Origin of the sequence: Halorussus vallis (genome assembly GCF_024138165.1) — an archaeon.
In the GTDB taxonomy this organism is placed as follows: Archaea; Halobacteriota; Halobacteria; order Halobacteriales; family Haladaptataceae; genus Halorussus; species Halorussus vallis.
The window spans coordinates 1,588,825-1,608,062 of the sequence record NZ_CP100000.1; the positions used below are offsets into that span (position 1 = coordinate 1,588,825).

Sequence of the window (19,238 nt, forward strand, 5' to 3'; positions counted from 1 at the left end):
ATGCGCGTCCTGCAGGCGGTCCACGCCCTGCCGCCCGCCACCTACGGCGGGACGGAGCTGTACACCCGGGACCTCGCGGCCGCGCTCTCTGAGCGCGGCCACGAGGTGGCGGTCGCGGCCCCGCGAGGCGCCGACGAAACCGAGGTGCAGGGCGTCGAGACATTCGAACTGCCCGACCCCGGCGGCGAAACCGCGCCCGCCGTCGGTGAGCGTCCGGTGTCGGCGGTGCGCCGCGGGCGCACCGCCGACCGCTTCCGGGAGGTGCTCGCGGCGTTCGACCCGGACGCGGTCCACTTCCAGCACGTCAAGCACCTGTCGGCCGACCTGCCGCGACTGTGCGCCGAGCGCGGCGTCGCCAGCGTCGCCACGCTCCACGACTTCTGGACCATCTGCCATCGCGAACAGCTCTACCGACCGGAGGGACGGCCCTGCTCGGGGCCGGAGTCGGTCGAGAAGTGCGCGGCGTGCCTCCGGCGGGCGCGGGAGCAGAACGGCACGGCGACCGAAACCGCCGCCGGCGCCGAACTCGGGGTCGACGCGGAACCCACGACCGACGGCGGGACCGCCGCGCGCGGCGGTCCCGTCGTCGACGCGGTGGCCGAGCGGGACGCGCGCCTCCGGCGGGCGCTGGCGGCGCTCGACCGCCTCGTCGCGCCCTCGCGGTTCCTCGGCGAGACGTTCGCCGAGTTCGGCGCGCCGGCCGAGCGCCTCGTCCACCTGCGCAACGGCATCCGAGTCGACCGCTTCGACGGGGGAGCGTTCGACCCCGACGGCCCGCTCCGGGTGGGCTACGCCGGTCGGATCACCGAGACGAAGGGCGTCCACCTCCTGGCGGAGGCCGCCCGGCGAGTCGACGGCGTCTCGCTCGACGTCTTCGGCGAGTTCGACCCCGAATCGGACGACTACCACGCCCGACTCGCCGAGGCGGCGGGCGAGCGGACGACGTTCCGGGGCTGGTACGAGGCGCGGCCCGAACCCTACCGCGAGGTGGACGTGCTGGTGTTACCGTCGCTGTGGTACGAGAACAGCCCGCTCGTGATTCAGGAGGCGTTCGCCTCGGGCGTGCCGGTCGTGACCGGCGACGCGGGCGGGATGGCCGAACTCGTGACCGACGGCGAGGACGGACTGACGTTCCCGCTCGGCGACGCCGACGCGCTGGCCGACCGCCTGCGACGGCTGGCCCGGAACCCCGACCTCGTGGCCGACCTCCGCGAGGGCGTGGAGGCGCCGAAGCGACTGGCCGACCACGCCGAGGAGGTGAGCGCGCTGTACGGGGGCGCCGTCGAGCGCCGCGAGGAGGTGTCGTAGCGATGGCGCACGGACGTTCCGGCGACGGCGCGACGGTCCTCGTCCTCTCGCGCGAGGTGCCGCACCCGCCCGACGCGGGCGACCGCATCGTCACCCACGGCTTCGTCCGCGGCCTCGCCGAGCGCGGCCACGCGGTCCACGCGCTGACGTACGGGGAAACCGAAGACGACCGCGAGCGCGCTCGAACCCTCGCGGAAACCGCCGAGTCGGTCCGGCTGACGCCCCGGGAGAAGAGCCCGCTCCCCGCGCGACTCCGGAAGCTACGGAACTTCGCGGCGGGCCGGTCGGACGTGATGGCGATGTTCGAGTCGCCGTCGCTGGCGACGGCGACGCGGCGGGCGATTCTGGACCTCGACCCCGACGCCGTGCTGGCAGAACACCCCTACATCGGCCAGGTGTTCCGCGAGTCGGGCGTGCGGCGGGCGGCCCGCGAGGCCGACGCGACGCTCGTCACGAACGCCCACGTCGTGGAGTTCGCGGTCCACCGCCGGTACCGCGACCTCGCGCCGGACCTCGAAACCCGGGCCGAACTCGCGCTCGAAACCCCGCGACTGCGCCGGGAGGAACTGGCCGTCTACGAGGCGTCGGACCGTGTACTGGTGCTCGGCACCGAGGACCGTCGGGAGCTATCGGATTGCTCGACGCCCGTGGCGACCCAGCACGTCGGACTGGACCTCTCGAAGTACGAGACGAAAGACCGGTGGCGGGAGCGAGCGCCGGAGACGCCGGCGTCCGGACCCGGCGCGGGGGCCTCCGGTACGCCGGAGGCCCCCGCGCCGACCACCGACGACGCCGCGCCGACCACCGACGGCGGAACCTCCGCGCGCGCCACCGACCTGCTCTTCTTCGGCTCCTACGGCTGGTTCCCGAACGAGGACGCCGTCACGACCTTCGCCGAGGAGGCGTTCCCGGCGCTTCGACGCCGGCGACCCGACGCCCGCCTCGTCGTGGCTGGCCGAAACGCCCCCGAGTCGGTGCGGGCGCTGGGCGACCGGCCCGGCGTCGAGTTCCGCGGCGAGGTCGTCGACCTCGCCGCGGCGGTCCGCGAGGCGGCCGCCGTGGTCGCGCCGCTCCGCATCGGCGGCGGGACGCGCCTGAAGATACTGGAAGCGATGGCGTGGGGCGCGCCGGTCGTGACGACCGCGGCGGGATTCGAGGGCGTCGACGCCCGGCCGGGCGTCGACGTGGCCGTGGCGAGCGACTGGCCGGAGTTCGTCGACGAGTGCGTCGAGGTGCTCGACTCGCCGGAGCGCCGGCGGCAACTCGGACGAAACGCCAGGCGGCGCGTCGAGCAGGTGTACGCGCTGGAGGACGCGGCCGCCGAACTGGAGGCGAACCTGAGGCTGTCGTGAGTCGGGTCGACGCGTTCGGTACTGAAACTGTAAAAATCGGCGGTGTCCTCAAAAACTGGCGATGTTCCGAGCGGGGTCGAGCGTCGCTACGCCTGGACCCGGTCGCGGGTTTCGGTGCGGCGGCGCCGCGCCTCGTAGACGTTGTACGCGGCGAGCATCGCCACGACGAGGCCCACGACGACGTCGTTCCACAGCAGGAGGTTGCGGGCGACCTCGAAGAGGAACGGCACCGCGACCACGTACAGGCCCAACAGCAGGGTGACGAGGCTCAGTCCGCTACTACCTCGCTCGTAGGCGCTGTCGTCGTCGGCTTTCAGCCCGTTGTACGCGGCGAACGCCAGGATGCCCAGCCCCGCGATGACGTGGCTCCACATCACGACGTCGCGCGTTACCTCGAAGGCGAACGGTGCCGCGATCAGCCACGCGCCGAGCACCGCGATGACCCACGAGAACTTCTGTGCGTTGTTATCCATGATTTTTCTCCGAGGTGCTGGAAGGCGTCCAGCGGGCATAACCCGCGTGCCTGATACTACAAGGTGTCTGGCGGCGATTTCCGCGAAATCGAGCGGCGCGAACGCTCTCGGCGGACTCCGAATACGTCCGCGGACTCCCTCGACGTTACGTGCTCACTCGCCGGACTCCGCGCCTTCCTCGTCGCGAATCGGGACCGTGAGTACCTGGACGGGCGCGGTCCGGACCACGCGCTCGGTGACGCTCCCAAGGTGGAGCAGTCGGTCGAGGCCCGTCCGGCCGTGGGTGCCCATCACGACGAGGTCGGCGCCGTAATCGTCGACGGCCCGGTCGATTTCCTTGTGGGGGACGCCCCACCGGAGGTGCTTCTCGACGTCGACGCCGAGTTCGGCGGCGCGCTCGCCGACCCAATCGAGCGCCGCCTCGGCCCGCCGCTCGGCGTCCTCGACGACGTAGTCGTACTCTCGGGTGACGCGGCGCTCGTCGACGACGTACAGCGCGTGGACGTTCGCGCCGACCTGCGCCGCCAGTTCGAGGCCGGCCTCGACGCCCGCCTGCGCGCCCTCGCTCCCGTCCGTGGGGAGCAGCACGGTCGAGTACATGGGCTATCGTGTTCGCAGGCGGAGATAAAACTACCCCCGGGGAAACCCTGGACGTCCGGACCCGCGGGTCACGCCCGCGCGTCCTCGCGCACCTGCGTCATCAGTTCCAGCACCCACGCGCTGTGGGCCAGCGGGACCGGCGGTTGCTCGCCGCGCTCGATGGCCTTCGCCGCCTCGTTCAGCAGGTAGTAGTGGCCGTCAACGCTCGCCTCGCTGTGGCGGTCGAGTCGCTCCTCCGCGCGGTCGCGGCCGTACTCCGCGAGGGTGTCGGCGACGCCGCGGGCGACGTTCTCGGCGGTCGTCGCGCTCCGGCTGAGTTGCTCGTTGAGGAAGTGGAACGGCCCCTCGTCGGCGTCGTGGGCGTCGACCGTGTTGGTCTGGACGTCCACCGACGCCGAGCCGTCGGTGCCGTAGACCCGGACGCGGTTGTTCGGCGCCGACCCCGAGAGGTAGGTCACCGAGCAGAGGACGTCGTCGCCGGTGGTCCACTGGAGGCCGGTGCCGTCGTAGTCGAAGCCGTCGTAGTCGCGGGTCGCCCGCGTCTGGACGTCGACGTCCGCCGCGCTCTCCGGGACGCCGCCCAGGCCGAGCGCCAGGTAGAGCGGGTGGGGCATCCCCTCCTCCAGGTCGCCGCCGGGCAGGTCGTAGACCCACTCCCCCCGGTAGGTGTCGTCGGGCCGTCCCTCGCCGGTGAAGGTGACCTCGACCCCGCGAACCTCGCCGAACTTGCCCGCCGCGATTCGCCGCCGGAGGTCCCGAATCACTGGGTAGAACAGCCAGTTGTGGACGACCGAGACGGGGACGCCGGTCGCCTCGGCCCGTTCTCGGAGGTCGGCCAGTTCCTCGCGGTCGGTCGTCGCGGGCTTCTGGACCGTGACCGGGACGCCCTCGTCTATCGCCGCGCCGGCGAGCGCGTGGTGGCTCTGGACCGGCGTCGCGACGTGGACCCAGTCGAGCGACTCCTCGGCGAGCATCTCCTCGGCGTCGCCGTAGGGTCGGCCACCGTACTCGCGGGCCGCCTCGCGTGCACTCTCCTCGTCGAGGTCGGCGACCGCGACCAGTTCCGTCCGGGGGTTGCGACGCACCGACGGGAGGTGGTTGTTCTCCGACACGATGCCGGCGCCGACGACGGCGGTCCGAAGGGTCATGGCGACGGAACCACGACGGAGACGGTCTAATCGGTTGTGGCCTCCGTCGGCGGAGGGCGGTCGGGTCACCGAAACGTATTCGGCGCGCGGGTCGGTTCGTCCGGCTATGCCAGCGCCCTCCCGCTCGCCGTCCCTCTCGCGCCGGAAACTGCTCGCGCTCGGCGGCGGCGCGACCGTCGCCGCGCTCGCGGGTACCGCCCTTCCGTTCGTCGACAACCCCATCGACATGACGATCTTGAACCGCCACGCGGAACCGCTCGGCGTCACCGTCGAGGCGATTCGGCTGAAGGGCGAGTCCGAGTACAGCGAGGCGGTCGAACTCTCGGAGTACTACGAGCTTCCGGCCCAGAGCGACGACGGGCCGGGGACGGTCCACGAGGAGAACGTCCTCCCGAGCGCGGCCTACGTCGTCCGCGTCGAACTCGAAGGCCGAGCGGCCGGCGGCGACCGGTCGTTCGTCTTCCACTTCTTCCCGGACTGCACCGGCGGAACCGACGAGGACGGAGACGAGCGACCCGAGGACGAGTTCTACCTCGACGTCCAGTCCGGCGCCGAGGACGTGCTGTTCCAGCACAACAGTTGCAGCGACGATAGCTGGAGGTTGTAGCCCGGAGAATCAGGCCAGCGCCTCCGCGACGACCTCCCGAACCTCGGACTGGAACCGTTCACGGCCGAACCGCCGCTCTATCTCGGCGCTCTCGCTCCGGAGTTCGCGGGCGCGCTCGGAGTCCGACAGCACCCGGTCGACGGACTCGACCGCCTCCTCGACGGTGCTGTAGGTCAGTTCGTCGCTCCCGACGATCTCGCGCTGGCCGCCGTTGTCCGGGACGAACGGGACGGTGCCGCCCGCGACCAGTTCCGCGACCGCCATCCCGAAGTGCTCGTGGCGCTTGCCGTGGAGGCCGTACTTGTGCCGGCAGATGGTTTCGACGACCTCCTCGCGCGGGAGTTCGCCCTCGACGGAGACGTAGTCGCGCTCGGTGGCCGCCTGCTTCACCTTGCGGGTGTATTCATCGTCGTAGGCTGGGCCGACGAGGTGGAGGTGGACGTCGTGGCCCCGGTCGCGCACCCGGTCGATTATCTCGATGTCTTCGAGGACGTTCTTGTAGCCGGCGATGCGCCCGACTGTGACGAAGCCGTCCTCGCGTTCCTCGAACGGGCGCTCGCGCTCGCCGAATCCGCGGGTGTCGACCGGCGGGTGGACGACCCGCGGCCGGGCGTCGTAGGCGTCCTGGACCACGTCGGCCATCCACTCGGAGTTCGAGAGCAGGGCGCTTCCCCGAATCTCCTCGGGGTCGAACTCGCCGAGTCGCCAACACAGTCGGTCGTAGGCGTGGTCGGCGAAGCTATCCTCGCCGACGCGCTTCGAGACGACCAGGCGGGCGAACCGGGGCGTGTGGACGTACTGGACCAGCGGTCCCGCGACGCTGAGTTCGTTGTCGGTGCCGAACGCGAGGTCGAAGTCGTCGCGGCGGGCGGAGACGTACCGGTTGAGTAGCGCGTTCCGGAGGTTGTACCGCGGATTGTCGAGCCACGCCAGGAAGTCGTCGACCAGCGGCGGGCGGTCGACGGCGACGTCGCGCACGTCGGTCCGGAAGTAGTCGTTGAGTTCCGTCAGGTCCGGCGGCGTGAGCGTCAGCAGGGTCACCTCGTGGTCTTCCTGGAGCGCTTCGAGGACGTTCATGCAGACGCCTTCGCCGCCGCCCTTCGCCATCAAGTCCGTGTGTGCGACTGCGATTCGAGCCATTGACTGTCGTGTCGGAAACGTCGAGAGAGCGAGGAGAGGGGCCCTCAATCCCCGAAATCGGTGCCGTGGGATGGACGACCCGCCGGTAGTTAAGCCTGCGGGCCTCCTTCGTGCGGTTCGTATCTCACGGGTTTCGTGGAATCAGGTGTGACCACTACAATCACACGACGAAACTGCAACTACCACGACCACGACTTACACGACTCACATGAGTAGCCTCCCCGCCATAGCCACACGCCTCCCCAACCGACTCCTTCGCGCATGAAGGCGCGGCTCAAACCGCGAGCCGCGCCAGCGCGCGCCGTGACCCACGGACGAGGACTTGGACTCCTCCGCTTTCGGCGTGGAGTGCGAGTAGCGGTCACAGTCCAGCCCCCAACTGAACCGACAGAGCCACTCGCCGAGAAACCACGCGTTACCGATAGCCCAGGTTCGCCAACCGGCGCTCCACGTCGCGACTCGTCCGGGCGTCGCCCGACTCGCCCCGGTCGCCGTCCGGAAACGCCGGCAGCGCGTCGCGGAGCGACGACTCCACCGCCGGCGGAATCTCGGCCGTCTCTACCGCCGAACCTGACTCGCCTGCCGACAGCGCGAAGCCCTCGGCGTAGTCGTCGCCCTTCGACACCACCAGTTTCCACTCCCCGGCGTAAGCCGCCTTCTTCTCGTAACCGTAGCGCGCGCTCTCGACGAGCAGCGTCCGGTCGGCGGCCGGCGAGTCGAACAGCGACGTACCCGCGGCCTCGGGGAGTTTGAACCCGGCCGCGTCGGCCAGCGTCGGCGCGACGTCGACCAGCGAGGCGGGCGCCCCATCGACGCGCCATTCGCCGTCGAAGCCCGCGGTCCGGAGCGGGACGCGAGTCACCGCCTCGTAGGGTGGACCGCCGTGGCCCACCGAGTAGGCCGGCCGGGGGTCGGCGAAGTTCGCGGCGGCGTGGCGCGACCGCTCCCAGAACGCCTCGCCGTGGTCGCCCGCGACCACCAGCCCCAAATCGTCACCCGCGAGGTCGCTCGCTCGCCGGTGGTACGCTCCGAGGCGGTTGTCGACGTACTCGGCGCAAGCGCGGTAGAGCCGACGGCGGTGCTCGCGGTAGCGTTCGACCGCCGGGGTCGACTCGACCACGTCCTCGTGTCGCCACTCGCGGATTCCCGGAATCGAGTCGTCGACGTCGTGAGCCCACAGGTAGTGCTCGGGCGGAGCGAGTGGTTCGTGGAGGTCGGCGAGGTGGAGGTACGAGAAGGTCCGGCCCTCGGGGCGCTCGGCGAGCCACGAGAGGTGCTCGCCGAGCACGTCGTCGGCCGCGGCGCCCTCGCCGAGTCGGTGCTCGGCGAAGCGCCCCGAGAGCGCGAGGAACGGGACCAGCATGCCGAACCCGCCGTAGATGTCGTAACCCGCGGCGGCGAACCCCTCGGAGAGCGTCGGCACCTCGCTCCGGGGCGGCAGGCCGGTCATGTCGGCCACGGAGTTCGCGAAGTCGTCGGTGCGGCGAATCGCGCCGTGGTCGTGGGGGTACCGCCCCGTCAGCAGCGACGTGACGGAGGGGAACGTCCACGTCGAGGGCGCGAGGGCGTCTCCCCCCGCCAGCGAGTCGAGGAACGGCGTCGGCGCGCCGAGCGCGTCGGCGCGGAGGCAGTCGACGACCACGACGACGACGTGGTCCGGTGCGTCGTTTCGCCATTCCCTCGACCGTTCGCGAGCGCCCGACGCCCACGTCGCGGGCGTCGGGCGCTCGCGGAACTCCCGGTCGGCGCGTCGCTCTCGATACGTGTCCGCGAGATTCGTCTCCGCCGCGAGGCCGCGTTCGGCCGCGCGGTCTACCGCCGCGAGCGCGTCGGTTCGCCACCCCATGGTCGTCAGAGTCACGACGGCGGAAACCATAGTGGTGACGGCACAGCGGTTTTGTCGCCCACCGTCGAACGTCCCGCGGGAAACGATGGGGGAAGACGGAAGCACACCGACCGATGGAGCGACGCGACCGAGCGACGCGGCCGCGGGGGCGGAGGACCGGACGGACGAGGACGAGACACCCCCGGAGAATCGGCGAGAGACGACCGACCGGCCGACGGTTTCGGTCGTCGTACCGACCTACTACCGCAACGACCGACTTCGGGCGGCGCTGTCGAGCGTCGCCGACCAGACCTACCGGCCGGTCGAACTGCTCGTCGTCGACGGGTCGGGCGAGGCCCACGCCCGCCCGGTCGTCGGCGACTTCGCAGGCGAAGTCGCCGACGACTCGTACTTCGAGTGGACCTACGTCCCCCAGAAGCGCGACCGGGGACCCCAGGCCGCCCGGAGCCTCGGCGTCGACCGCGCTGCCGGGTCGTACGTCCAGTTGCTCGACGACGACGACCGACTCCGTCCAGGGAAGTTCGCGGCCCAGGTGCCGCGACTCGAAGCCGAGGACGACGTCGGGGTCGTCTACTGCGCGCTCGCCGACGAGGAGTGGGGCGAGATTCGCCCCGACGACCCGATTCGGGGCGACGCGCTCGAACGCGCGCTCCGAATCGACACCTTCCCGGCGATTCCCTCCTCAATGCTGATAGACGCCGGCGTGCTGGCCGACCTGCTCCCGCTGGGCAACCGCCACGGCGCCGACGACTCGGGCACGAAGATAGAACTCGCGCGCCGGACCGAGTTCGACTACGTCGACGAGGTACTGGTCGAGCGGGGCAAGCCCGACGACCCGCTCTCCTCGTCGTGGGCCCACGTCGAGGGCCGCAAGCGCCTCGTCGAGAAGTACGCCGACCTCTACGAGCGGTTCCCCCCGGATGTCAGGGCCACCGCGGTCCGCCAGACCTACTACCGCCAGGGCCGCAAGCACCTCGAAGAGAAGCCGTGGTCGGCGGCCGCGGTGGCGTCGCTCGCGCTCGCGGCCTACCACACCCCCGAGGACCGCCCGGAGTACGTCCGGGACGCGGCGGCGGCGGTGTTCGGCCGGCCCGGGATGGCGGTGGCCGACGCGCTCGGATAGGTCAGTCCTCGCCGGTCGCCAGCGACTGGAGCGTCCCCGAGAGTCGATTCAGCGGTCCCTCCAGGTCGTCGACGTCGTGGCGGTCCGCGAGGTAGTCGGGGTCGTCGTAGGTGACGTACGTCGAACCGTCGTCCTCCCAGACCAGTAGTTTGTGCGGGAGGTCGACGCCGACGGTCGGGCTGGCCTGCATCAGTCGCGCGGCGAGGGCCGAATCGCCGAAGACGAGCAGGGTCGCCGGTCGGACGTCCTCGCCGACTCGCTCGGCGTTCCGCGCGTGGTCGACCGTCTCGACGAGCGTCAAGTTCTCGCGGTTCCGGACGTCCGCGATAATGCGCTCGACGGTCCGGTCGAAACTCCGGTCGTTAGCCACGGTGACGAGTCCGTCGTCATCGTCGTCATCGTCATCGCCGTCGTCCGGGTCGTCGTCATCGCCGGTCGAATCGTCTCCGTTCTGGTCGTCGTCTCCCGGACCGTCGTCGTTTCCGCCGTCGTCTTGGCCGCTCGAATCGCCCCCTCCGTCGTCCTGTGCGGCCGAGGTACCTGCGAGGGTGAGGCCGGTGCCCGCGAGCGCCGCACGGAGGATTCTGCGTCTGTCGGGTTCTCGCATCGCTCGGGCCGAGCGACGACGGACGGGTCGTTAGTTATGAATCCGATTCGGGAACGAAACGTGGGTTACGGTCCGACGCACCGTCTCCGGCGGGTTCAACGCCCCGTTTCGGCCCGGCTCATTCCTCCCATGGCTCGCCGCCCTGCTGGTCGCCGAACAGTTCGCGCATCAGCGTGACGATGCTCTCGGGCGGGAACTGCCCGCGTTCGGTCACGATGGCGTCGACGTACCTGGGCGGGGTCACGTCGAAGGCGGGGTTCTCGACGGCCAGACCCTCCGCGCCGACCTCGCCGTTGATCTCGGCCTCCTCCTCGTCGGTGAGCACCTCGCGCTCGTCGCGCATCTCTATCTCGACCGTGTGACCGGTCATGGTGTCGGGGTGGAGCTTCAGCGTCTGGGCCGCGACCATGATGGGAACCCCGCGCTCGCGGGCGTTGACCGCGAGGCCGGAGGTGCCGATCTTGTTGACGACCGAGCCGTCGGCCGCGATGGAGTCGGCGCCCACCAGCACGTGGTCGACCTCGTCGAGGTAGCGCCGGGCGGCGTTGTCGACGATGAGCGTCACGGGGACGCCCATCTCGCGGAGCCAGCGGGCGGTGATGTGGCCCTGCTTGCGCGGGCGGGTCTCCTTGACCACCGCGCGGATGTCCTTGCCCTGGTCGAGGGCGTGCTCGACGCACGAGAGCGCGTCGGTCGAGTGGCAGTGGGTCATCACGGTGTCGCCGTCCCGGAGGCGATTCGCGCCGATGCGCCCGAGGTTGTCCTGAGCCTGGTCGAGTTCGGTTCGGAACTCCGCGGCGCTGTCGAGGACGCTCTCCCGGAGGTTCTCGACCGTCTGGCCCTCCATCCCTCGGAGGACGTACCGCAGGGAGTTCGGGAGGCTGACCGCGGTCGGCCGGGTTTCGACGAGTCTGCGGGCGGCCGCCCGCATCTCCGCGCGGAACGTCTCGGGGTCGGCGGCGTCGCTATCCTCGGCCTGGGCCGTGAGCGCCTCGGCCGCCGCGTCGGCGATGGTCGCCGCGCCGCGAATCTCCATGTCGGCGATGTCCTCGGCGACCTCCGCGACGGTCGGGTGGACTTCGGGTTCGGAGGTTGTCATGGGAACTCGTACGGGCCAGGAGTGGAAAAGTGAACGGGTGAAGTAGGCTCGTGGAACGAGTTAAGATTGGGGCCGTCTCGTGAATCTTCACGGCCGGCGTGGCGCGTGCTGGCGTGAGTTCATCTCACGCCAACCTCGCGCGAGGGATGACCGAACGAGCGCCGGCAGGCGCGAGTGAGGGAATCGGTTGGGGAGGCGTGTGGCGTGCAGTCGCGGTGGCGGTGCGGTACTCATGTGAGTCGTGTAAGTGGCGGTCTGCGTTGCGGTTACGGTGCAGTCGAGAATGCGTTGCTGTCGAAGAAACGGTGTGCCCTTCGTCCAACCCCGTCGAGCCGACTCCGCTCGGAACGTCTCCCATCGAGTCGAACGTCCCCATTTTTACCCCCGCGAGCGAAACCACGGGAACATGGACGAAGCCGACCTCGCGGCCAAGATAGACCACACGGTGCTCGGTCCCGAGACGACCCTCGACGACGTGAAGCGAATCCTCGACGAAGCCCAGGAGTACGGCATGAACGCCTGCATCCCGCCGTGCTACGTCGCCGAGGCCGCCGAGTACACTCCCGACGTCACGCTCGCCACCGTCATCGGGTTCCCCCACGGCCAGAACGCCACCGCCGCGAAGCGCGAGGAGGCGGCCATCGCCGACGCCGACGGCGCAGACGAACTCGATATGGTCATCAACGTCGGCCGTCTGAAGGCCGGCGAGCGCGAGGCGGTCCGCGAGGACATCGAAGAAGTCGTCGCCGCGGTGCCGATTCCCGTCAAGGTCATCATCGAAACCGCGCTGCTCTCCGACGACGAGAAGCGCGCGGCCTGCGAGGCCGCGAAGGAGGCCGACGCCGCGTTCGTCAAGACCTCTACCGGATTCGCCGACGGCGGCGCGACGGTCGCGGATGTCGAACTGATGAGCGAGTACCTCCCGGTGAAGGCCAGCGGCGGCGTCGGGAACTACGAGCAGGCGAAGGCGATGCTCGACGCCGGCGCCGAGCGCATCGGCGCGAGTTCGGGCGTCGAAATCGTCGAGGACTTCCGCGAGAACTACTGACCGCGCGGCCCGTCGGGACGAAACCCGACGACCCGTCCGGACACCGCAACTCGTCCGGGCACCGCAACCCGTCCCAACACTATCTTCTCGACCCGAGATAGCCCCGCGTCCGGAAGTACGAAGCGGCAGAAAGGGTTCGTTACGCATCGTCGCGGCGGACGCGGCGCGTCGACGCGCCGCGTCCGCCGTGTCTACCGTACGACCGAAGTCGCTACGCGGTTCAGTCGTCGCCGGTCGTCTCGGACTGCGACTGGGAGGTCGGCGCGCCCTGGCGCGCCCGGCCCGCCCACTCGCCGATGTGGTTGGCGACGTAGTCGTGGCCGCCCCACCCGAACGCGATGCCGATGGCGAGCGCGAGTCCCGCCGCGAGGCCCCACGCCAGCGCCCGCGCGAACAGGTAGAGTATCTGGACGTCGATACCCATCGTGTCGAGGCCGATGACGACCGCGGTGAAGTACAGGAACATCCGGACGCCGGTCGCGAAGTACTGGGTGTAGGCGGTCTGGGCCGCCGCGCGGGTCCGGTTAATTGCGTCGCCGATGAAGTCTGCGACGATGAACCCGCCGATGATGACCAGCAGGCCGGCGATGAACGCCGGGAGGTACGACACCGCGGTCGCGATCCATTGCGAGAGAATCGGGATGGCGAGCGTGTTCGCCGCCGCCAGGATGGCGAGCGCGTAGATGAACCACGCCGTCACCTTCCCGAGGAAGTTCGACAGCGCGTCGCGCGACCCGCCCATCATCCGACCGAGCGGGGTATCGCGTGCGTAGCCGTCGAGTCCGATCCTGTCCGCGACGCCGGCGACGACCTTCCCGAGCGCCGCGCCGACGATCCAGCCGATTATCAGGATGACTATCGCGCCGAGGAGTCGCGGGAGCGCCGCCACGATATCCGAGAGCGCGTTGCCGAGCCATCCCGGTAGGTTTCCTAACGGTCCGCCGTCCGCCTGAAGTACGATTTGTGGTACGTTCATGGGTTCTCGATAGTGCCGTTTCGGCATCGGAGACAGAGCACGGGGGTAGTTTGTTATTTGGTGCTGACCGTTCGGAGCGAGATTCGCCGGGAGCGGCGTTCGAGACGGCGTTCGGGAGTTCGCGTTCGGATACACGTCTTCAACCTGACAGTCGCGCGACCGCCGGTCGACTCCGACTCGGGGGAACGTGAAACTATCGAGTATCGTACGTTTCTCCGGCGCAGAGCGTCGAGCCGAGCGTTCGCGTCCGAGAACCGCAAGGAGCGTCTCCGATTCGCCCGCGCAACCGGTTTCAGTTATCAAGTCACGCTCCTGCCACGACCGCCGCCGGCGACCGGCGGCCGCCGGCGGCGGGACGAGTCCCCGCGAACGTGTCCGAGCACCGGAGAGTGAAACGCTCACTTTCCTCGCCAACGGTTCGCACGTCGCTCCGGCCCGGACCGTCGCGTTTTTGGCCGCGTAGCCGAAACGCTCCACAGCGAATGGCCCGCTATCACATCGAAACCTACGGTTGCACGTCCAACCGGGGCGAGAGCCGCGAGATAGAGCGGCGGCTCCGCGACGCCGGCCACCACCGGGTGGACGGCCCCGACGCGGCCGACGTGGCGATTCTCAACACCTGCACGGTGGTCGAGAAGACCGAGCGCAACATGCTCACCCGGGCCAAAGAACTCGAAGACGAAACCGCCGACCTCATCGTGACGGGCTGTATGGCGCTGGCCCAGGGCGAGGAGTTCCAGAGCGCCGGCGTCGACGCCGACGTGCTCCACTGGGACGAGGTTCCGACGGCGGTCACCAACGGGGAGTGTCCGACCACGACGCCCGACGCCGAACCCGTCCTCGACGGCGTCATCGGCATCCTCCCCATCGCGCGCGGGTGCATGTCCGACTGTTCGTACTGCATCACCAAGCGCGCGACCGGCAAGATAGACTCCCCACCGGTCGAAGAGAACGTCAGGAAGGCGCGGGCGCTCGTCCACGCCGGCGCGAAGGAGATTCGGATCACCGGCCAGGACACGGGCGTCTACGGCTGGGACAAGGGCGAGCGAAAGCTCCACGAACTCCTCTCGCGCATCTGCGACATCGAGGGCGACTTCCGGGTTCGCGTGGGGATGGCCAACCCGAAGGGCGTCCACGGCATCCGCGAGGAACTCGCCGAGGTGTTCGCCGAGAACGAGAAGCTCTATAACTTCATCCACGCGCCGGTCCAGTCCGGTTCGAACGACGTGCTCGGAGATATGCGTCGCCAGCACCAGGTCGACGAGTACGTCGAAATCGTCGAGACGTTCGACGAACACCTCGACTACTGGACGCTCAGCACCGACTTCATCGTCGGCTTCCCGACCGAAACCGACGAGGACCACGCCCAGAGCCTCGCGCTCCTGCGCGAGACGCGCCCGGAGAAGATCAACGTCACGCGCTTCTCGAAGCGCCCCGGCACCGACGCCGCCGACATGAAGGGGCTGGGTGGGACGCTCAAGAAGGAGCGTTCGAAGGAGATGACCGACCTCAAGATGGAGGTCGTCGCCGACGCCTACGACGCGATGGTCGGCGAAACCCACGAGGTGCTGGTCGTCGAACCCGGGACGGGCGACTCGGTGAAGTGCTACGACGAGGCCTACCGACAGGTCATCGTCCGGAACGCCCCCGAGCACGGGATCGAGGTCGGAGACTTCGTGGACGTCGAGATTACGGGCCACAGCACGGTGTACGCGTTCGGGGAACCGGTCTGAGAGGGTCGAGGTTCCCGTTTTCGCTCGAGACGATTCTGGTCGCTCGTCCGCAGGAGCAACCGCAAAGACGGCGAATGTGACAACTCCGAAAATTCGGACCAACTCGTTGTGAGCCGCGATAACCCGCGTGACTGAACGGCCCCTTTCAGTCTCACCTCGTGGAACCGGTAGCGGGCCGTTACTGCCGGTCGGTGAGTCACTCGTCACTCGCGGTTGATCGACTCGTCGTCGCTCGGGTCGGCCGCGGGGCCGTGCGGCCCCGCGGCGGGTTTGGTTGCCCCGTCGCCTACTCCTCCGTGACCGTGATGGTCCCCCGCATTCCGGCGGCCTTGTGGGCCTGGCAGAAGAACTCGTAGGTGCCCGGGACGTCGAAGGTGTGGGTGTACTCGTAGCCTTGGTCGTACATCTTCGACGACGGGCCGGGCGTCCCCTCCCAGTTCGCGCCCTCGGGTTGGGACTCGACCACGACGTTGTGGGAATCCGACTCCCAGACCCACTCGACCGTGGTCCCGGACGTGACGGTCAACTCGGCGGGTTCGAACGTCAGGCCTCCGCCGGGACCCACCTTCACGGGGAGGGAATCCGCGGTGGCCGAGTCGGTGGTGTTCTGGCCGGTCGTCTCCGCGGGAGGGTCGCCGACGACGATGGTACCGACCATCCCGGCGGTTTCGTGGGGGATACAGACGAACTCGTAGGTCCCCTCGACTTCGAAGGTGTGGCTGTACTCGTATCCCCGGTCGTAGACCGTGCCGTAGTCGCCCGGCGTTCCCTGCCACTCGGCGCCGTCGGGTTGGTCGTGGACGGCGATGTTGTGGTTGTCAGACTCCCAGACGAATCGGACGGTGGTTCCGGGGTCGACCGCCAGCGGTCGGTCGGTGCCGGGTTCGAACGTCAGGCGTCCGCCGGGGCCGACCTTCACGGGGAGGTCGGCCTCGGTCGCGTACTCGGCCTCCTCGCCGGTTTCGGTTTCTTTTCCGGTTTCAGTTTCTTCGGCGGTTTCGGTCGTCGCCTCGCGCGCGGTCGGTTCGTCGACGGTTCCGGAGACGACGATTTCGCCCTTCATGTCGATCGTCTCGTGTGGCACGCAGACGTACTCGTACGTTCCCTTGACCTCGAAGGTGTGGCTGTGTTCGTGGCCGGCGTCGTACGTCGCTCCGCTCTCCTCTTCGGTGCCGGTCCAGTCGGCCCCGTCGGGTTTGGTCTCGACCGCGATGTTGTGTGTGTCGGACTTCCAGACCCACGTAACGGTGGTGCCGGGCGGGACGACCAGCGTCTCGGGGGCGAAGACGTACTTCCCGTCGGGACCGACGGCGACGGTCGCCGTCGGCCCGTCGCCCGCGGTCGTCGTTCGAGTCGTCGTTTCGCCGCCGGCGCCGATGGCTTCGCGGGCGTTTCCGACGCAACCCGCCAGTGCGCCGACCGCGAGGGCCGACGCGCTCGCTCGGAGTACGGTTCGTCTATCCGCGACGTCCCGGTTCGGGGGGACCATGTTTTCGAGTCCCACCTTCGAAGGTAAAAGTCGTCCACCTCGTTTTCGAGCCGTGAGAATCGGGTTCGTCGGGAGACGCGTCGAACGACCGTCGCCCATTTCGACAAACTTCCGGCAATCGTTGCATCGGCCGGACGAAAAAGTTAGGATTCCGTCTTTTCGGGGTCAGTCGTCGTCCGAGGAGACGGGCGTCGCCTTCTCGAAGTCGTCTTCGAGCGAGGCGTCGGAGTCCTCGTCGTCGCCCGCCGAGTCGCCGGCGTCCTCCAAACCGCCGGCGACCGATTTCGCGACCGGCGTGCGGTCGCCCACCGGGTCGTCGGACGATTCGGGCGCGACGTCATCGGTCGTTTCGCCCCCGGAGACGCCGCCCGCTCGTCCGGCCCGGTCGACCCCTTCGGCCGCCACCTCGAACTGTGCGAGTGCGGCGTCGAGGTCCGCCGCCTTCCCTTCGAGTTCCTCGACGACCGTGGTGACCTCGTTGAGCGCCGCGGTCTGCTGCTGGGCGGAGGCGGCCACCCGCTCTGTCTCGTCGGCGGTGCGGTCGGCGGCCTCCGTCACGTTGTCGACCATCGCGGCGACCTCCTCGGTGCTGGCGGCCTGTTCGTCGGTCGCGGCGTTGATGTCCTGCATGCCCGTGTTGGTCGCCTCCACGCTGTCGGCCACCGCGAGCAGCGCGTCGCGGGCGTCTCCGACGGTGTCGGCGCCGTCGCCGAGTTCGTCGCGCGCGGTCCGCATCCGGTCGGCGGTGGTTTCGGTCTGGTCCTGGATGGCCTCGATGTGAGCCTCGATGTCGTCGGCGTGGGTCTGGGTTTCCTCCGCGAGGTTCTTGACCTCCTCGGCGACCACCGCGAAGCCCTCGCCGCCGGACTCGGCCCGAGCGGCCTCGATGTTGGCGTTGAGCGCGAGCAGGTTGGTCTGCTCGGCCACGTCCGAGATGATGTCGACGATGTCGCCGACGGCGTGGATGCGCTCGACCAGTTCGTCGACCTCCGAAACCGCGGTGCCGGCGGTGTCCTCGACGTCCTCGATGGCGTCGACGGCCTCCTCGGCCGCGGTGCGGCCCGACTCGGCCCGGTCGGCGGTTTCGCGGGCGGTCGTCGCCACCGAGTCGGCGGTCGAGGCCACCTCCTCGATGGTCGCCGAGAGGTTGTTGGTTTCGCTGGCCACGTCGCCGAGGCGGTCGCGCTGTTCGTGGGTCCCCTCGCTGATGGTGCCGACCGCCTCGCCGACCTCCTCGCCGGCGTCGCGGATCTCGGTCGCGCCGGCCGCGAGTTGCTCGGTCCCGGCGATCACCTCGTCGGCGAACGCCTCGACCTCGGCGACCGTCGCTTCGAGTTCGCCGAGCAGGTCGTTCAGCCGCCGACCCATCGACTCGACGACCCGGTTGTCGCTGTCGGGCGAAACCCGGGCGGTGAGGTCGCCGTCGGCGGCCGCGGCCATCGCAGTCTCGTACTCCTCGGCCTTGGCTTCGAGGTGCTCGTTGACCCGCTGGGCCTCCCTTCGGGCCTCCTCGGCGTCCTCCTGCTGGCGCTCGGCCTCGCGGCGGGCCTCCTCGGCCTGCGACTGGGCGCGTTCGGATTCGGCGATGCGCTCGCGGAGGTCCTCGCGCATCCGGTCGAACGCTCGGAACAGGTCGCCGATTTCGTCGCCGCGGTCGCTCTCGACCGCCGCGTCGAGTTCGCCCCGCCGAAGCGCCTCGGCGTGGTTCGAGAGCACGCCGACCGCCTTCACGGTCGGGCGCTCGACGACGACGGCGAAGCCGACGAGCAGCAGGCCGACTGCGCCGAGCAACACCAGAATCTGCTGGCCGACCGACTGGGCGACCGCGAACATGGTGGCGGGCGGCGCGTAGGTCACGAGCGCCCAGTCGGCGCCCTCGATGGCGTCGTGGCCGACCACGACGCGCTCGCCCGCGCCGGCCTGCTCGGCCGCGAGGACGGTCGTGTTCGCGTCGCCGGCGAGGCCGGCCGTCACCGCGGGCGAGTCGGCGCCGTCGCCCGCGACGTGCTGGGTGCCGACCGCCGACCCGCTCTCGGTGTCGAGGACGACGACGCCGTCGGCGTTGACCACGCGCGTCCGGGTGCCCTCCATCACGGCGTGGAACCGGTCGGTGACGGCGGCGACCGAAACCTCCGAAACCATCCAGTAGTTTCCGACCGGGACGAAGAACACCCACGACTTGCCCTCGACGCTCGACCGGAGCGTGACGACCGACTCGCGCTCTTCGAGCGCCGCGGTCGGCACGTCGTAGTTGAGTTCGGCGATTGCCTCGCCCTCGTAGGTGTCGTCTGAGCTGATTTCGATGCGGCCCGTCGACGAGTTCACGTAGTGAAGCCGCCGAACCGCGTCGGAGAGTTCGGCCTGCCGTTGGACGAACGACCGGATGTCCCGGCGCTCCTTCGCACTATCCTGGACCGCGGTCTTGATCTCGTACGCCCTGTTGGCGAACCGCCGAGTGTCCTCCATCCGCCCGGAGACGGCCGTGTCGACGATGTCGGCCTGGACGACCGCCTGCCCGCCGAGCGTGGCCTCCTTCTGGGCGCGCACCTGGTCGTTCGTACTCGTGTAGGTGTACGCGCCGACGGTGCCGCCGACGAGCAACACGACGGCGAGGCCGACGACGACCTTCGCCGTGTAGCTGTTCCGCGGGTCGATTTCCATACGCCGGGTGTCGGTTTCACCGACGTAT

16 protein-coding genes are annotated in these 19,238 nt (G+C 69.6%); 6 read left to right on the forward strand and 10 right to left on the reverse strand.

Annotated elements, in window-relative coordinates; genetic code table 11:
- Both NGM07_RS08210 and NGM07_RS08215 read left to right on the forward strand, forming a co-directional pair.
- Nucleotides 1-1,308 (forward strand): glycosyltransferase family 4 protein, encoded by a 1,308-nt coding sequence (locus NGM07_RS08210; protein WP_253519318.1) that lies wholly within the window; start codon nucleotides 1-3, stop codon nucleotides 1,306-1,308.
- Nucleotides 1,309-1,310: 2 nt separating this feature from the next.
- Nucleotides 1,311-2,660 (forward strand): glycosyltransferase family 4 protein, encoded by a 1,350-nt coding sequence (locus NGM07_RS08215; RefSeq protein ID WP_253519319.1) that lies wholly within the window; start codon nucleotides 1,311-1,313, stop codon nucleotides 2,658-2,660.
- 86 nt (nucleotides 2,661-2,746) lie between these two features.
- On the opposite strand, the gene NGM07_RS08220 is transcribed toward NGM07_RS08215, so the two are convergent.
- From NGM07_RS08220 to NGM07_RS08230, 3 genes are all read right to left on the reverse strand, one after another.
- The gene (locus NGM07_RS08220) at nucleotides 2,747-3,133 is read right to left on the reverse strand and encodes an SPW repeat domain-containing protein (protein WP_253519321.1); all 387 of its coding nucleotides are present in this window, start codon (nucleotides 3,131-3,133) and stop codon (nucleotides 2,747-2,749) included.
- A 153-nt stretch (nucleotides 3,134-3,286) separates the two neighbouring features.
- Complete coding sequence (locus NGM07_RS08225) at nucleotides 3,287-3,733, reverse strand: universal stress protein (RefSeq protein WP_253519322.1); 447 nt, start codon at nucleotides 3,731-3,733, stop codon at nucleotides 3,287-3,289.
- Between the two features lie 68 nt (nucleotides 3,734-3,801).
- On the reverse strand, nucleotides 3,802-4,881 hold the full coding sequence (locus NGM07_RS08230; RefSeq protein ID WP_253519324.1) for a Gfo/Idh/MocA family protein: 1,080 nt from the start codon (nucleotides 4,879-4,881) through the stop codon (nucleotides 3,802-3,804).
- 106 nt (nucleotides 4,882-4,987) lie between these two features.
- Here NGM07_RS08230 and NGM07_RS08235 point away from each other — a divergent pair, with 106 nt between their 5' ends.
- Entirely contained in the window at nucleotides 4,988-5,488 is a 501-nt protein-coding gene (locus NGM07_RS08235; protein ID WP_253519327.1) for a hypothetical protein, read from the forward strand.
- Between the two features lie 9 nt (nucleotides 5,489-5,497).
- Here NGM07_RS08235 and NGM07_RS08240 read toward each other — a convergent pair whose 3' ends face one another.
- A complete protein-coding gene (locus NGM07_RS08240; RefSeq protein WP_253519330.1) occupies nucleotides 5,498-6,628 on the reverse strand; it encodes a glycosyltransferase family 4 protein in 1,131 nt (376 codons plus the stop codon).
- A gap of 415 nt (nucleotides 6,629-7,043) precedes the next feature.
- Entirely contained in the window at nucleotides 7,044-8,474 is a 1,431-nt protein-coding gene (locus NGM07_RS08245) for a sulfatase-like hydrolase/transferase (protein WP_253519333.1), read from the reverse strand.
- Between the two features lie 85 nt (nucleotides 8,475-8,559).
- Between NGM07_RS08245 and NGM07_RS08250 the strand changes: the two genes are divergently transcribed.
- Complete coding sequence (locus NGM07_RS08250; RefSeq protein WP_253519335.1) at nucleotides 8,560-9,597, forward strand: glycosyltransferase family 2 protein; 1,038 nt, start codon at nucleotides 8,560-8,562, stop codon at nucleotides 9,595-9,597.
- A 1-nt stretch (nucleotide 9,598) separates the two neighbouring features.
- Here the strand turns inward: NGM07_RS08250 and NGM07_RS08255 are convergent, their stop codons facing one another.
- Nucleotides 9,599-10,204, reverse strand: a complete 606-nt coding sequence (locus tag NGM07_RS08255; RefSeq protein ID WP_253519338.1) for a DUF302 domain-containing protein — start codon at nucleotides 10,202-10,204, stop codon at nucleotides 9,599-9,601.
- Nucleotides 10,205-10,322: 118 nt separating this feature from the next.
- On the reverse strand, nucleotides 10,323-11,303 hold the full coding sequence (locus NGM07_RS08260; protein ID WP_253519341.1) for a ribose 1,5-bisphosphate isomerase: 981 nt from the start codon (nucleotides 11,301-11,303) through the stop codon (nucleotides 10,323-10,325).
- Nucleotides 11,304-11,709: 406 nt separating this feature from the next.
- Between NGM07_RS08260 and deoC the strand changes: the two genes are divergently transcribed.
- A complete protein-coding gene (gene deoC / locus NGM07_RS08265) occupies nucleotides 11,710-12,351 on the forward strand; it encodes a deoxyribose-phosphate aldolase (protein ID WP_253519344.1) in 642 nt (213 codons plus the stop codon).
- 220 nt (nucleotides 12,352-12,571) lie between these two features.
- On the opposite strand, the gene NGM07_RS08270 is transcribed toward deoC, so the two are convergent.
- The gene (locus NGM07_RS08270) at nucleotides 12,572-13,327 is read right to left on the reverse strand and encodes a mechanosensitive ion channel family protein (protein WP_253519347.1); all 756 of its coding nucleotides are present in this window, start codon (nucleotides 13,325-13,327) and stop codon (nucleotides 12,572-12,574) included.
- 482 nt (nucleotides 13,328-13,809) lie between these two features.
- Here NGM07_RS08270 and NGM07_RS08275 point away from each other — a divergent pair, with 482 nt between their 5' ends.
- Complete coding sequence (locus tag NGM07_RS08275) at nucleotides 13,810-15,060, forward strand: tRNA (N(6)-L-threonylcarbamoyladenosine(37)-C(2))-methylthiotransferase (protein WP_253519349.1); 1,251 nt, start codon at nucleotides 13,810-13,812, stop codon at nucleotides 15,058-15,060.
- Between the two features lie 286 nt (nucleotides 15,061-15,346).
- On the opposite strand, the gene NGM07_RS08280 is transcribed toward NGM07_RS08275, so the two are convergent.
- Together NGM07_RS08280 and NGM07_RS08285 are read right to left on the reverse strand one after the other, a co-directional pair.
- Entirely contained in the window at nucleotides 15,347-16,549 is a 1,203-nt protein-coding gene (locus NGM07_RS08280) for a plastocyanin/azurin family copper-binding protein (RefSeq protein WP_253519351.1), read from the reverse strand.
- A gap of 165 nt (nucleotides 16,550-16,714) precedes the next feature.
- Nucleotides 16,715-19,210: a methyl-accepting chemotaxis protein gene (locus tag NGM07_RS08285; RefSeq protein ID WP_253519354.1), complete on the reverse strand. Its 2,496-nt coding sequence runs from the start codon at nucleotides 19,208-19,210 to the stop codon at nucleotides 16,715-16,717.
- Nucleotides 19,211-19,238 lie beyond the last annotated feature (28 nt).

Coding starts and splice junctions, on each gene's coding strand:
- NGM07_RS08210 (WP_253519318.1), top strand. CDS start 1: ATGCGCGTCCTGCAGGCGGTCCACGCCCTGCCGCCCGCCACCTACGGC.
- NGM07_RS08215 (WP_253519319.1), top strand. CDS start 1,311: ATGGCGCACGGACGTTCCGGCGACGGCGCGACGGTCCTCGTCCTCTCG.
- NGM07_RS08220 (WP_253519321.1), bottom strand. CDS start 3,133: ATGGATAACAACGCACAGAAGTTCTCGTGGGTCATCGCGGTGCTCGGC.
- NGM07_RS08225 (WP_253519322.1), bottom strand. CDS start 3,733: ATGTACTCGACCGTGCTGCTCCCCACGGACGGGAGCGAGGGCGCGCAG.
- NGM07_RS08230 (WP_253519324.1), bottom strand. CDS start 4,881: ATGACCCTTCGGACCGCCGTCGTCGGCGCCGGCATCGTGTCGGAGAAC.
- NGM07_RS08235 (WP_253519327.1), top strand. CDS start 4,988: ATGCCAGCGCCCTCCCGCTCGCCGTCCCTCTCGCGCCGGAAACTGCTC.
- NGM07_RS08240 (WP_253519330.1), bottom strand. CDS start 6,628: ATGGCTCGAATCGCAGTCGCACACACGGACTTGATGGCGAAGGGCGGC.
- NGM07_RS08245 (WP_253519333.1), bottom strand. CDS start 8,474: ATGGGGTGGCGAACCGACGCGCTCGCGGCGGTAGACCGCGCGGCCGAA.
- NGM07_RS08250 (WP_253519335.1), top strand. CDS start 8,560: ATGGGGGAAGACGGAAGCACACCGACCGATGGAGCGACGCGACCGAGC.
- NGM07_RS08255 (WP_253519338.1), bottom strand. CDS start 10,204: ATGCGAGAACCCGACAGACGCAGAATCCTCCGTGCGGCGCTCGCGGGC.
- NGM07_RS08260 (WP_253519341.1), bottom strand. CDS start 11,303: ATGACAACCTCCGAACCCGAAGTCCACCCGACCGTCGCGGAGGTCGCC.
- deoC (WP_253519344.1), top strand. CDS start 11,710: ATGGACGAAGCCGACCTCGCGGCCAAGATAGACCACACGGTGCTCGGT.
- NGM07_RS08270 (WP_253519347.1), bottom strand. CDS start 13,327: ATGAACGTACCACAAATCGTACTTCAGGCGGACGGCGGACCGTTAGGA.
- NGM07_RS08275 (WP_253519349.1), top strand. CDS start 13,810: ATGGCCCGCTATCACATCGAAACCTACGGTTGCACGTCCAACCGGGGC.
- NGM07_RS08280 (WP_253519351.1), bottom strand. CDS start 16,549: ATGGTCCCCCCGAACCGGGACGTCGCGGATAGACGAACCGTACTCCGA.
- NGM07_RS08285 (WP_253519354.1), bottom strand. CDS start 19,210: ATGGAAATCGACCCGCGGAACAGCTACACGGCGAAGGTCGTCGTCGGC.